This is a genomic window from Cytobacillus eiseniae (genome assembly GCF_017874625.1).
Lineage (GTDB): Bacteria > Bacillota > Bacilli > Bacillales > Cytobacillaceae > Cytobacillus > Cytobacillus eiseniae.
Window position 1 is genome coordinate 356615 of record NZ_JAGIKZ010000001.1, and the last position, 13692, is coordinate 370306.

Sequence of the window (13692 nt, forward strand, 5' to 3'; positions counted from 1 at the left end):
ATGAAAACGATAAAAACAAAAAAATTTACCGAAAGACTGTTCGAAAATGTTCAGCCGATTTGGGTGAAGAATCATCATCACCCCTTTGTACAAGAGCTTGGGAAAGGGCAATTAGATGAGGAAAAATTCATTCATTACATGAAACAGGATTATGTCTATTTAATCGACTATGCAAAACTATTTGCGGTAGGTGTTCAAAAAGCACATGACCTTCATACGATGGGGAAATTTGCCCGCATTCTTCATGAAACATTAAATTTCGAAATGGAGCTTCATCGCCAGTTCGCTGCCGAATTCAGCATTACTCGTGAGGAATTAGAGGCAACTAAGCCAACTCCTGTTAATCTAGCCTATACACGTTATATGTTAAATATCGCTCAAAATGGAAGTTTAGCTGAAGTTGTTGCATGTCTCTTACCTTGTGCATGGGACTACTGGGAGATTGGAAAATTATTAAGAAAACAATATGGTGATCAGCTCGCAACAAATCGATATGCAAAATGGATTGATACATATGATTCCGATACATTTGCAGAAGGGGCAAAATGGCTGATCGAGCTAATGGATGAGTTAGCGGAAGGGAAACCTGAACGCGAACTTGCCATACTTGAAGAACATTTCCAAATGACATCAAAATACGAATACTTATTCTGGGATATGAACTATTACAAACAAGATTGGCCTATTTAAAGTAGTAGGTGAAGAGATGACACTCGTATTAAAAAATGTTTCCTACTCATTTTCGAATAAAGGAAACGAGAACAACAAAGTAATCTCACATTTAACTATGCAAGTAAATCAAGGGGAGTTCGTCTCCTTAATCGGAAAGAGCGGTACAGGGAAAAGTACGATTTTGAAGTTGATAACTGGACTTCTGAAACAAGATGAGGGCGAAATTTTGGTGAATGGAAAGTGCGTTTCACTTGGGGATGTCGGCTATATGCCTCAGCGAGATTTACTGCTCCCATGGCGTTCAATCATAGATAATATCATGATTGCTTCAGAGTTCCAAAAGGAATTAAAGATTACAAGAGAAGAAGCCAGAAAATGGCTTACTCGAGTCGGCTTAAAAGAGTATGAGAATGCCTTTCCAAATCAATTGTCTGGCGGCATGAGGCAGCGTGCTGCTTTTCTCCGCGCACTGTTGACAGACAAAGATCTGCTATTGCTTGATGAGCCATTCGGTGCTCTCGACGCTTTAACAAAGAAGGAAATGCAAGCCTGGCTACTATCATTATGGCAAGAGCTTAATAAAACAATCGTATTTATCACACATGATTTAGAGGAGGCCTGTTTTCTGAGTGACAGAATTCTCCTCCTCCAGCCAAACAAAATAATTGAAGAAATCAAGGTCGATTTGCCACGTCCACGAATGCCTAAACTATTTCACTCTATCGAATTGGTTAAAATGCGATGCGAATTGGAGAATAGGATTACAAATGAAACAGATTAAGAGATGGGTACGGACTTATAGTCTATTTATCCTTTTTGCGAGTATACTATTCTTCCTTATTGAATGGCTCGTCAAAAAAGAGATGATTCCTGCATTTATTATTCCTGCACCGACAAGCGTCATTGCGATGATTATCGAGAATTGGAAACCGTTAATATTTGAACACTTAAGTGCAACGATGCTAGAGTTTTCCATCGGATTTTTAATTTCAGTTATCGGTGGTATACTCCTTGCCGTTTGGATGTTTTTTTCAAAAACGATGGAGAAAATAGTATATCCTGCGGTCCTAGTTTCACAAATGATGCCGATCATTGCACTATCACCCATTTTTGTTCTTTGGTTCGGTTATACGATCTGGAGCAAGGTTGCTGTGACTGTGTTCATCTCATTTTTCCCCATTGTTGTAGGGGCATATGATGGACTGAAGTCTGGTGATAAAGATTATATCGAGCTACTTCGATCAATGGGTGCAACGCGATGGCATACGTTTATTAAGCTGAACATACCGATGGCTTTGCCTTCATTCTTTTCGGGATTAAAGCTTGCAACCGTCTATGCATTAGTGGGAGCAACGATTGGAGAATGGCTCGGTGCTAGTGAAGGGCTGGGGTATTACAGTCGTAGAATGTCTGGAAATTTAAATGCAGAAGGGGTCTTTGCTGCTATCACCATCTTGACGATCGTTGGCATTCTATTATTTGCATTCATATCAGCAATTGAAAAAAAAGCATTATTTTGGAAAAAATATTGAATAACAAATAACTGGAGTTGGAATTGAATGAAAAGAATTTGGTTTATCGTATTATTAGTGACAATGTTTCTTACTGCTTGTACAGAAAACACAACAAAAAACAATGCAGACAAGAAACTAGAAGATATTAGCATTATGTTGGATTGGTATCCAAATGCTGTACATTCAGCTATTTATGTTGCAAAGGAGAGAGGGTATTTTACTGATGAAGGGCTGAACGTCCATATTGAAATGCCTGCCGATACGAATGATCCGCTAAAGCTTGCTGCTACAGGAAAGGTTGACTTGGCCATCAGCTATCAAACACAGCTACTCGTATCAAGAGCGGAAGGAATACCTGTTGTCTCAATTGCAGCACTTGTCAGACATTCGCTTGATGCGATTATGTTTAAAAAAGAAAGCGGAATCGATTCACCAAAAGATTTAGAAGGGAAAAATATCGGTTATCCATCAGCATCTGTCAATGAAGCAGTTGTTTCTACGATGGTGAAAAATGATGGTGGAGATATGAGTAAAGTGAAATTAACGGATGTAGGCTGGGACTTAATGTCATCACTTGCTACCGATCATGTGGATGCGCTAACAGGTGCCTATATTAATCACGAACTTGTTCTTTTACAGAAAGATGGATTTGATATGGACACTCTTAAATTAACTGACTTTGGTGTACCAGATAATTATGAGCTTGTCGTAATTACGGGAGAAAAAACATTAGCGGAGAAAAAAACATCATTAGAAAAATTTTGGCGAGCGTTAACAAAGGCTCAGGAAGATGTTAATAAAGATCCTAAGGCTAGTCTTAAAATATTACTAGATCATGAGATTGATAGCTTTCCCCTGGATAAGGATGTAGAAACAGAAAGTTTACAAGTACTATTGCCCCTGATGAAAGAGTCTAATATCCCGTTTGGATATCAAGAGGAAGATGTTTGGAATGAAGTAGCTACTTGGCTTTATGAATCGAAGGTATTGAAAGAGAAGATAAATCCAAAAGATGCATTCATCAATATCATTTCAAAATAAATGAATGGGATATAAGGAGGGTTTTTTTAATGGACAAAACAAAAAAACTGACATTAACGGCACTTATCGCTGCTATCACAACAGTATCAAGCAGTCTCATCTATATTCCAGTCGGGTTTGCTAAGATTTTCCCGATTCAGCATTTTGCAAACGTTTTATCAGCTGTGCTTCTAGGTCCGTGGTATGCAGTGTTTCAAGCGGTTATTTCCTCAACATTAAGAAACATGCTCGGGACTGGAAGTATATTCGCTTATCCAGGGAGCGTGATCGGTGCGTTTTTGGCAGCTATTCTTTATACAAAAACGAAGAAACTTACCTTTGCTGCACTCGGTGAAGTTATTGGAACAGGGATTCTTGGCGCAATGGCTACTTACCCAATTTCGATCCTGCTATTAGGACAGGAAGCAACACTGTTTGGTTTTATCCCAGCATTTATGATCAGTTCCTTTACAGGGGCACTTATGGGCTATGGCTTACTTAAAGTATTAATTCGAAATAAAGCAATTGGAGGGATGTTAGATGAAAACAGCACTTACAATCGCGGGCTCTGATTCTGGTGGCGGTGCTGGGATACAGGCAGATTTGAAAGCGTTCTCTGCACAAGGAGTATACGGAATGTCGGTTATAACAGCAGTGACAGCCCAAAACACACAAGAGGTTCGCTCCGTTCAAGATATTGAGCTATCAATCATAAAGGATCAAATCGAGGCAGTGTTTGATGATATTCGAGTGGATGCTGTGAAAATTGGTATGTTATCATCTGCTGAAACGGCTGAGATCGTTGCTAATTCCTTACAAAAATATCAACCGAAGTTTGTTGTTGTTGATCCTGTTATGGTCTCTAAAGGGGGGCATCATCTATTACAACTTGAGGCAGTTTCGGCATTAAAAGAAAAAATAATTCCTATTGCTACGTTAATCACTCCGAATATACCTGAAGCAGAAGTACTTATAAAGGCGCCAATTCATTCAGGTGAGGATATGATGGAAGCTTGTCTTGCCATTCATGCGCTTGGTGCTCATGCTGTTCTTCTGAAGGGAGGACATTTACAGGGAGATCCAAATGATTTATTGTTCGACGGGAAAACTTTCACTTGGTTACAGGGAACCCGGATTCAGACAAAAAACACACATGGAACAGGCTGCACACTTTCATCAGCCATTGCTGCAAATTTAGCAAAGGGTGCTTCTCTAATTGAATCCGTTCAAGAAGCGAAAAAATATATCACAGTAGCCATTACACATAGTTTGAATTTGGGCAATGGCCACGGACCGACCAATCATTTCTATGAGCTTTATAACAAGGCTAATCTAGTAATAAAGTAAAAAGCCAGGAGGGAGAAGCGAATGGAAAAACAACTAATCAAGGATCTGTTCATAAAAATAAGAGAACAAAACCCATTAATCCACCATATAACAAATCAGGTAACGATTAATGATTGTGCAAATGTGACACTTGCTATTGGAGGATCACCTGTGATGGCAACAAGCATTGAAGAAGTCGAAGATATGGTGAAGCTAGCGAATGCACTCGTCATTAATTTTGGTACGATTGATGATGAAACATATGCTGCAATGGTTCTTGCTGGCCAAGCCGCAAATAGAAAAGGGATACCAGTGATTTTTGATCCTGTTGGTGTCGGAGCTACTCCATTTCGAACGAATCGTGCGAGGGATTTTTTAGAACATGTGAGTGTATCGATTGTAAGAGGAAATGCTTCCGAAGTATTTGCATTAATCGGTGGAGAGTCAAGAACAAGGGGTGTAGATTCAGGCGATCTTTCCGTCTCATCCAAGGATCTAGCTCACCAGGCTGCAATCAAACTGCACGCGATTATAGTTATAAGTGGAGAATTGGATACGATTTCAAATGGGAACGAGATTGTCCAAATCGATAATGGTGATATATGGCTAACTCGAATCACAGGAACAGGTTGTATGACTGCATCTTTAATTGCAAGCTTTGCAGGGATTACGGATGATTGGTTCACAGCCGCAGTTGCAGGGATGTCGGTTATGAGCCTGGCAGGGGAACGTGCAAAAAAGGCACTTCATGAAAATGACGGAATTGGAACATACCGGGTAAAATTAATGGATGAAATCTTCTTTATGAATGAACAAATATGGGTAGAGGAAGTGCATTTACTATGAAACCAAACTATACTTTGTATTTGGTTACCGAAGAGAGTATACCATTAGAACAACTCCTTCAAACGATTGAAGAAGCGGTTAAAGGTGGCGTAACAATCGTCCAACTTAGGGAAAAAAGCACTTCTGGGAAAAACTTTTTCCAAAAGGCAATGCGTGTAAAGGCTTTACTGAACCAGTATGAAGTTCCGTTAATTATTAATGATCGTATAGATGTTGCTATAGCGATTGAAGCAGATGGCGTTCATGTCGGACAGAGCGATCTTCCTGTTGCTGCAGTTAGAAACATCGTTCCTGCTTCGATGCTAGTTGGAGTGTCCGTTTCAACTATAGAAGAGGCAAAAGAGGCGGAGGATAATGGCGCTGATTATATCGGGGTAGGCGCAGTATTTCCGACTCATTCAAAAAAAGATGCAGAAGTTCTGCCAGAAGGAATGCTTGAGAGAATTACGAATGCTGTTACAATACCAGCTATTGCGATAGGGGGAATAACGCTTAAGCATTTACCTGCACTTCGCAGGGCGGGCATTGCTGGGGTCGCAATTGTATCTGGAATTATGAAAGCAAAAGACCCTTATGATGCAGCAATGGCTTATCAAAAGGAATGGACTATTCGTTAACTAAATTAATAAATAATGGGTTCAATCGTATGCTGAGGTCAACTGTCATTTAGTTGACCTTTTTCGATTTTTCTAGTTTGATTTATTAATGGTTTCAGAAAATCTTAAAAAGTTCTATAATTGTAGTTACTATTCATTTTAACCGATAAGGAGAATTGATCATGGAAAAGATTACCCGCATTTCAAATGAACTGAGAGATTGGATCATCCAAACATTAAAAAGCGGTGTTAATCCTGAATCTATTGTCGCCGCAATGGTCAAAAAAGGATTTGATCAAGCTTTTGCCTACTCAATCATTTTACGCATCGTTACAAATCAGTCCATCCAAACCGTTAACAGTAATCAAAGCCCATATATGTATGAATCAACGGCTATTGCTAAAAAGGGAAATATCATAAAAACAAGCGATCGTGAAATAAAAGTATTATTGAAAATGGACAAACCATACATTACATATCTTGATAATGTACTAAGTACAGACGAATGTGACCAGCTCATCCAGTTATCAAAGGATCGATTGCAGCCATCTGAAATTATCGATCCAGTAACAGGAGACAAAAAATCAGTTCCTGGCAGAACAAGCAAAGGTGCTTATTATCGATTAAACGAAACAAATCTCATCACTACAATTGAAAGAAGAATTATGGAAATAACGGATCATCCAATTGAAAATGGGGAAGGATTACAAGTTCTGAATTATGACATCGGAGAAGAATACAAAGCTCATTTTGATTATTTTCCTACCAATCAAATTGATATGACAAAAGGAGGACAAAGAGTAGCAACCTTCCTCATCTACTTAAATGATGTCGAGGCTGGTGGGGAAACTATTTTTTCAAAAGTTGGTTTATCGATTGTTCCCAAAAAAGGGACTGCTGTATATTTCCATTATGGAAATAATCATGGACAAGTCGATCGTTTGTCTTTACATAGCAGTATTCCTGTTCAAGAGGGAGAGAAATGGGTATCAACAAAATGGATTCGCCAAGAAATGATTTATCAATAAGGACATTGGAAGGAGAATACTTATGAAAATGATCACACCTGCTGAATTAGAAATGAGAATGCTCGAAAATAATGATGTGATTATCCTTGATGTACGAGCAGAAGAAAAATATTTAAATGAACATATCGCTGGAAGTATCAATATTGAAAAAACTCATATTTTAAGTGGAAATGAATCTGAAGCTATTCAGTCATTACCGAAAAATAAAGAACTGATCATCACTTGTACAACTGGAAATTCAGCAAGGAAATGTGCAGAAATTCTCACTAGTAAAGAATATAATGTAACATTGCTAGAAGGTGGAATGACTGCATGGAAAGCAAATAAGAACAAAAGCGGAAGCGCCTTGAACATCGCCGTACAAACTGGAAGGTCTCCAACTGAGATAAAGGAAACACGGTGAGTGTAAGCGAACCGATGTTGACTTATCGTAGGGAGGAGAACTGAAGTTTGATAGGCGATAGGCGCTGAAGCTGGACGTAGAAAAAACTATTCACATTTAATATACAACGTGCGATTTTATAATTTTCTAGACAATGAGGGAAAATAAGCGGCCCAGACTAGGCCGCTTATTTTTTTATCGAATGATGTTCATCTGCATTTTCTATAATTTACAAGATTTTACACAATCCTTTTCGGAAAAATGGTAAAATAGCCGATATGGCATTTATTTGATAAAGGGGGATTATATTTTTTGGATACAAAATTTAGTAAACCAAAGACATTTGGAGAAATATTGGATCATACGTTCAGTTTAAGTAAAAATCGATTTTCTGATTTTTTCTTAATTATGCTTATATTAATGGGGCCAGTCTACCTCCTGCAAGCAATCATTCAGCTTTTTTCTGGCACGAGTTTTTTTAGAGAGTTAGGCAATGGAGATATGTGGCTTGAGCAAATTATTACAAGCTTTGATGAAACAGTGATCCCGCTAGAATCATCAGTTGGAATTGAACTAGGTGTCATTCTAACAGGATTAATAGGCATTATTTTATTTCCTATCGCTGAAGCTGCAGTTATATTTGCAATCGATCATATCCGGAAAAATGAGGAATATACAGTAAGCTCTGTCATTAAAGAAGCATTTTCACGCTTTTGGCCGATCTTAGGAAGCTCCATTTTATTTGGTCTAATTGTTTTTGGGATCGTACTTGTACCGATCGTTATCGTTAGCTTAACAGGTATATTCGGTGCAGTGATTCATCCTGCTTTCGGAATTATTATGGCCATTATATTTTTCTTAGGCTTTGCAGTAGTTGTAGGTTATTTACTAACACGTTGGAGTTTTTATTTTTGTTCTGTCGTAATTGAAAAAGATTCACCAGGGTTTACAAGAAGTTGGAGACTCACTGGGAAGCGCACATGGCTCTTGATGGGGCTATACATTATTTTTTATATTATTATTGCAACGATTAGTGGGGCTATTGAACTTACTTTCGGACTCGTTTTAGGCAATAGTGTGCTGCAATCAATTATTGTGAATTTTGCAACGATATTGACCACAATGTTTCTCACTGTTGGATATGCAGTGATGTATTTTGATTTGAAAACGAGACATGATGCAGATGATATTAAAGATTTGATTGAAGATTACAAGTCTTATTAAATAGGTGATTGCTAGATGATGAATGAAAGGCAGGCAAGTGACGAGCTTGAGGCCATTTTAAATCGGAATGAGTATACGGCGTATTATGATGATTCTAAAGGATTGCTTGCTACTTGGTGGGAAAAGGCAAAGGAATGGTTTGCAGATTTGCTAAGTGATTTATTTCCTTCGATTGCCCCAACGAGTGCTGTAGCTGGTCCTATACTTATTGGAATTCTCGCAGTTGTTGTTATTACTTTATGCATCATGGCTGGCCTATTCTTCCGTAATCGAAGGAGGAGTGGCCTAGGACATGAGCATAAGCCGTTGCAAGCATTAGATGAAATTAATTGGTCTTATCAAAAACACTTATCAGAAGCCCAAGCATTGGAGGCAAGTGGCAATTACACATTATCAACTAGACACTTATTTTTAGCATTGCTGCTTTATTTTCACGAAAAGGAATGGCTAGTTGCGCGGATTTGGAAGACGAATTGGGAGTATTATGATGAGCTCCGAAAAGTAAATCATCAATGGGCTGAGCGCTTTTTCCATCTTGCCTTGCTTTTTGATGAAGTGACATATGGAGAACATATCGTTGCAATTGAGGAATTCACTCAATACAAAAGCACCATTATGAGATGGCTAAGGGAGACTGAGACTGAGACTGAGACTGAGCAATCACCAGAAGCTGAAGGGAGGTAGTCATTCATTTGGAACATTCACGAATAAGAAAACGAGCATGGATTTGGATAAGTGTTTTACTAATGATTTTCATCATCATTAGTTATTACACGAGCACACAGCAGCCAAAGCCATATCCAAATTATGTTTCTGACTCTCCCTCTCCAACTGGAATAAAAGCATTTTATACATATGTAAAGGAAAATAATATAGGAAAACAATGGTCACATTCCCCCGAAAAGCTATCAATAGGTATGAAAAATCGTTTGTTGATTATGATTGAGCCATTTTTTATTCCAAATAAAGAAGACATGCAAGCCTATATCGACTTTATGAAATCAGGAAACACGATTTTATTATTCCATCAAAATCCAAAAGGGATGTTTGATTTAGAAATTGAACATGCCACATTAGATAATGCTTTTGAAGATGGGGTGAGGATCTTAAATCAGATTGGCGCATCCTATTCAGCTGAAATAAACTCAGGCATCCGTCTACAAACAAAAAATCAAGATAAAAGACTCATTGAAGATGATGCTGGAACAATTGCCTTCAAACGTTCATTTGGAGATGGTTATTTAATCGTTTCTAATTCACCTGAATGGCTAAGAAATGACCGAATTCTTGCTAATGATCATTTGTCTTTGGTCCTTGCACTAATCAATGAATCTTCTTCTTCAACAATTCTAATTGATGAATACATCCATGGGTTACAGAATGAAGCGACTTTTATGACCGTGTATCCTAAGTGGTTTTTAATCTTGCTGCTGCAAGGAATTCTATTGGCTATTTTATGGCTATGGCATGTTGGCAAGCGATTTGGTCCCATTTTTATTCCACGAGAAGAAAGTGTTCGGTATAGTGATGAAGGCATTCTCGCATTATCTGCTTGGTACTTAAGAGGAAGACTTTATCATGAATCTTTATTGATTCAAGCTGATTATATTAAATATTTGCTGCAAGATAAATGGGGAATTCCCTATAGTAAAGAGTGGCAAGATGTATCTGAACATATAGTGCGAAGATGGACAAACGTACCTGCTTCAAATGTTCACTCTTTCATCAAAGGGTTACACATGATTTTACAAAAAGAAAAAATAAATAAACAAGAATACTTGCAATGGTCGAAAAAGCTTGACCGATTAAGGAAAGAGGTGGAGGAATCTTGAAGACAGAAATACAAGACTTACTTGAAAAATATGAAGAACGAATTTTAGGCCAAAATATGAATCTGAGACTCCTTTTATCTGCAATTTTGTCTGGGGGACATGTCCTACTCGAGGGGGTTCCAGGCACTGGAAAAACACAAATGGTTAGAACGTTGGCAAGTCTTCTCGGTGGTGACTTCAGCCGAATTCAATTTACACCTGATCTCCTTCCAAGTGATATTACGGGAAGCACAATTTATAATATGAAGGAAAATACATTTCAAACATTAAAAGGCCCCGTATTTACAAATATTCTTTTGGCTGACGAAATTAATCGGACACCAGCTAAAACGCAAGCTGCTCTTCTAGAAGCGATGGAGGAAAAGCAAGTAACGATCCAAGGGGAAACCTATCAATTGCCAGACATGTTTTTTGTTGTGGCCACACAAAATCCAATTGAATTTGAAGGGACATACCCCTTGCCTGAAGCACAGCAAGATCGTTTCCTCTTTAAATTGCATATTAATTTTCCTACATTTGAAGAAGAAAAAAACATTATCCAACAAGTAATAGAGAAGAATTTTGAAAAAAACTTGGAGACTTCTGTTCTAAGTATAAATGCGTTTTTATCGATAAGAAAAGAAATTGAAAAAGTAACAATCGGTGAAAATGTAATTGATTATATGATGAAAATAGTAAGAAGAACGAGGGAATCTGAATCCATACGCTTTGGTGCAAGTACGAGAGCTGGAATTTCAATTGGAAAAGCTGCACAAGCGTGGGCATATTTAGCAGGACGAGATTATGTGACTCCAGATGATGTGAAATTAGTTGCTAAACCCGCATTGAGACATCGAATCCAACTTTCTCCTCATGTTGAATTGGAGGGATTAACCATTGACCAAATTATTGAAGAGCTTGTGGGGGCGGTTCCTGTTCCAAGATAGTGGAATTCTGCCGACAAAACGATTGCTATTCATTTTCGTTCTGCTCTCGTTCATTTTTTTCCTTTCTTCTTTTTGGGGAATCTCATGGGAATCCATCATCGCGGTGAATTTGCTCGTATTGATTGTAAGTCTATTTGATTTATTCTTTACTCCTAAGAAAAAGGAACTTTCATTTCGTCGGTACATGCCTATAGAAATGGAAAGAGGCATTAGCTATCAAGTGCCAATCGAAATAACGAATCACTCCACTTTTTCATTTAACTTTCAGATAATTGATGCGGTACCACAATCCTTTAAGACAGCTTTTCCCCTTTATGGAAAGGCTGAAAAAGAAGCAATGGTACATACAACATATGAGGCAATTGCGCCTATAAGAGGTAAATACGAAATAAAGAAGTTATATTTTCGATATACGAGCCCACTAGGTTTGTGGGAAAAGCAGTTGACAACTGAAATGATTGATATGGTTAAGGTCATTCCAGATTTATCAGAAACAAAGCGGTATTTAGAAAATGCCCAAGCATTTTTACTACATGAGGGATTAAAAATTCGAAAACATCAAAATGGGGTAGGTGAATTTTCTAAAATTCGTAACTATGTTGTTGGAGATGATCCTCGTAAAATTAATTGGCGGCAAACTGCTAAATTGCGTGAAGTAATGACAAATGAATTCGAACCAGAACATGGAAAATATGTAACGGTACTGATTGATTGCGGTAGAATGATGGGTGCAGAGCTTAAAAAGGGAAATCGTCTAGAAAAGTCATTAGAAGCAGCACTCACAGTATCAGCAGCAGCTCTCAAAAAAGGGGACTACGTATCCGTTCTTGCCTTTTCTAAGGATGTCAGTGTTTTTGTTCCTGCTGCTAAAGGGATGGCACATCTGCAAACGATTCTCCAAGCGATTTACAATATACAAGTTGACGCTTCAGAATCAAATTATGCAGAAGTATTGCATTATCTTGAAATGGTGCAAAAGAAACGCAGCCTCATTTTATTATTTAGTGATGTTCGAACCTTTTTACATGAGGAAAATGCCTTACTGTACTTAAAAAGGATCAGACAGCGGCATTTATTTCTTATGATTGGTATTGAAGATCAAACCCTCATTAAGAGAATTGGGATGGAGCCAGATGAACTTCAAAAGGCAATGTCGAAAAGCATCGCCCAACAGCAAATGCTCATCAAAAAACGAGAAAAATTGAAATGGGAAAAACAAGGCCTCCATATGATTGAGGCCAGTGAAGAGAATTTAGCAACTTCTGCTGTATCTTATTATATTGATATTATGAATCGAAACCTTTTGTAGGACGGTTATTCAATAATATTTTTCCAATGAACACATAGAGAATTAAACCAATTACAGTAATAAAGGCAACTAGATATTTGGCCTCTAACGAAATGGCTGCTGGGGTGATAAAGCCTTCAATCACTCCAGCAATAATAAATAACGGAATCGTCCCTAATAATAATTGGACAGAGCGTTTTGCTTGCTGCTTTAATTGGAAGCCTCTTGTAAATTTTCCTGGAACGAAAAGCTTGTAACCCATTAATAGGCCGGCACCACCTGCAATAAAAATAGCGGTCAATTCAATCATTCCATGTGGAACAATGTATGCCCAAAAATCATACGTTTTCCCATGATGCCAAAATAAGGCTGCTAGTGCACCAACAATCATGCCATTATAAATTAAAATATATACGGTTAAAAGACCGAACGTGACACCACCTGCAAAAGCTAAAATAGCTACTTGAATATTGTTTGTCATAATGCTTGCTGACATAAATGAGGAATCCACTTCTCCATCACTACTGCCAAGTTGTGCAGGATCCACTCCTTGGGCAATCTCTACTGGCAGGATTGAGTACATATGGAGAGGATCCTGCACAATGGAGAAGTAACTTCCTAATCCACCAATTGTAAAGAGAAGCATTGCGGCAAGGACAAATTTCCATTGTTCTAGCAATAAACCAATAAACTTTGTACTAAAAAAGTAGCGGATTTGCTTCATACTTGAAACTTGATCTTTATATAGTAAATTATGTGATTTAGAAACGAGGCCATTCAAGAATGCGGTGACATCCTCTGCTGGAAAATATGTTTGGCTATATGAAAGATTTTGAGCAGCTTTTTGGTAAAGTCGATAGAACTGATCCATTTCACTTCCTGTTACATGATTTCGTCTTTTCTGTAAAGTAGCCACTAATTGTTCAAGCTGCTTCCATTCCTCACGGTGCAGCTTAACAAATTGCTTTATATTCACATCCACACCTTCTTACATTTATATTTAACGCATTAACATTTATCTTCATCACCTTATTATAG

General features: G+C 38.0%; 16 protein-coding genes. 15 read left to right on the plus strand and 1 reads right to left on the minus strand.

Going from position 1 to position 13692, the window contains the following annotated elements; translation table 11 throughout:
- From tenA to J2Z40_RS01835, 15 genes are all read left to right on the plus strand, one after another.
- Positions 1-690: a thiaminase II gene (gene tenA / locus J2Z40_RS01765; RefSeq protein ID WP_066394279.1), complete on the plus strand. Its 690-nt coding sequence runs from the start codon at positions 1-3 to the stop codon at positions 688-690.
- A 16-nt stretch (positions 691-706) separates the two neighbouring features.
- Complete coding sequence (locus tag J2Z40_RS01770; protein ID WP_066394278.1) at positions 707-1453, plus strand: ABC transporter ATP-binding protein; 747 nt, start codon at positions 707-709, stop codon at positions 1451-1453.
- The gene (locus J2Z40_RS01775) at positions 1440-2204 is read left to right on the plus strand and encodes an ABC transporter permease (protein ID WP_066394276.1); all 765 of its coding nucleotides are present in this window, start codon (positions 1440-1442) and stop codon (positions 2202-2204) included. The genes J2Z40_RS01770 and J2Z40_RS01775 overlap by 14 nt, the downstream gene beginning before the upstream one ends.
- A 27-nt stretch (positions 2205-2231) precedes the next feature.
- On the plus strand, positions 2232-3227 hold the full coding sequence (locus J2Z40_RS01780; RefSeq protein WP_066394275.1) for an ABC transporter substrate-binding protein: 996 nt from the start codon (positions 2232-2234) through the stop codon (positions 3225-3227).
- A 29-nt stretch (positions 3228-3256) separates the two neighbouring features.
- Entirely contained in the window at positions 3257-3778 is a 522-nt protein-coding gene (gene thiW / locus J2Z40_RS01785) for an energy coupling factor transporter S component ThiW (protein ID WP_066394274.1), read from the plus strand.
- Entirely contained in the window at positions 3747-4553 is an 807-nt protein-coding gene (thiD, locus tag J2Z40_RS01790) for a bifunctional hydroxymethylpyrimidine kinase/phosphomethylpyrimidine kinase (protein WP_066394273.1), read from the plus strand. Before thiW ends, thiD begins: the two co-directional genes overlap by 32 nt.
- Before the next feature lie 21 nt (positions 4554-4574).
- Positions 4575-5378, plus strand: a complete 804-nt coding sequence (gene thiM, locus J2Z40_RS01795; protein WP_066394271.1) for a hydroxyethylthiazole kinase — start codon at positions 4575-4577, stop codon at positions 5376-5378.
- Positions 5375-5995: a thiamine phosphate synthase gene (gene thiE, locus J2Z40_RS01800; RefSeq protein WP_066394268.1), complete on the plus strand. Its 621-nt coding sequence runs from the start codon at positions 5375-5377 to the stop codon at positions 5993-5995. Before thiM ends, thiE begins: the two co-directional genes overlap by 4 nt.
- A gap of 161 nt (positions 5996-6156) precedes the next feature.
- Entirely contained in the window at positions 6157-7002 is an 846-nt protein-coding gene (locus J2Z40_RS01805; RefSeq protein ID WP_066394265.1) for a 2OG-Fe(II) oxygenase, read from the plus strand.
- 22 nt (positions 7003-7024) lie between these two features.
- Positions 7025-7405 carry a rhodanese-like domain-containing protein gene (locus J2Z40_RS01810; protein WP_066394263.1) on the plus strand — a complete coding sequence of 127 codons (381 nt, stop codon included), beginning with the start codon at positions 7025-7027 and terminating at the stop codon, positions 7403-7405.
- A 291-nt stretch (positions 7406-7696) separates the two neighbouring features.
- The gene (locus J2Z40_RS01815; RefSeq protein ID WP_066394261.1) at positions 7697-8608 is read left to right on the plus strand and encodes a hypothetical protein; all 912 of its coding nucleotides are present in this window, start codon (positions 7697-7699) and stop codon (positions 8606-8608) included.
- Between the two features lie 15 nt (positions 8609-8623).
- Complete coding sequence (locus J2Z40_RS01820; RefSeq protein WP_066394258.1) at positions 8624-9292, plus strand: hypothetical protein; 669 nt, start codon at positions 8624-8626, stop codon at positions 9290-9292.
- 8 nt (positions 9293-9300) lie between these two features.
- Positions 9301-10440, plus strand: a complete 1140-nt coding sequence (locus J2Z40_RS01825) for a DUF4350 domain-containing protein (RefSeq protein WP_083953895.1) — start codon at positions 9301-9303, stop codon at positions 10438-10440.
- Positions 10437-11366, plus strand: coding sequence for an AAA family ATPase (locus J2Z40_RS01830; protein ID WP_066394256.1), 930 nt, complete (start codon positions 10437-10439; stop codon positions 11364-11366). Before J2Z40_RS01825 ends, J2Z40_RS01830 begins: the two co-directional genes overlap by 4 nt.
- Positions 11317-12675: a DUF58 domain-containing protein gene (locus J2Z40_RS01835; RefSeq protein WP_245349933.1), complete on the plus strand. Its 1359-nt coding sequence runs from the start codon at positions 11317-11319 to the stop codon at positions 12673-12675. The genes J2Z40_RS01830 and J2Z40_RS01835 overlap by 50 nt, the downstream gene beginning before the upstream one ends.
- Here J2Z40_RS01835 and J2Z40_RS01840 read toward each other — a convergent pair.
- The gene (locus J2Z40_RS01840) at positions 12653-13630 is read right to left on the minus strand and encodes a stage II sporulation protein M (protein WP_066394253.1); all 978 of its coding nucleotides are present in this window, start codon (positions 13628-13630) and stop codon (positions 12653-12655) included. The two genes, J2Z40_RS01835 and J2Z40_RS01840, sit on opposite strands and share 23 nt — an antisense overlap.
- Positions 13631-13692: the final 62 nt, after the last annotated feature.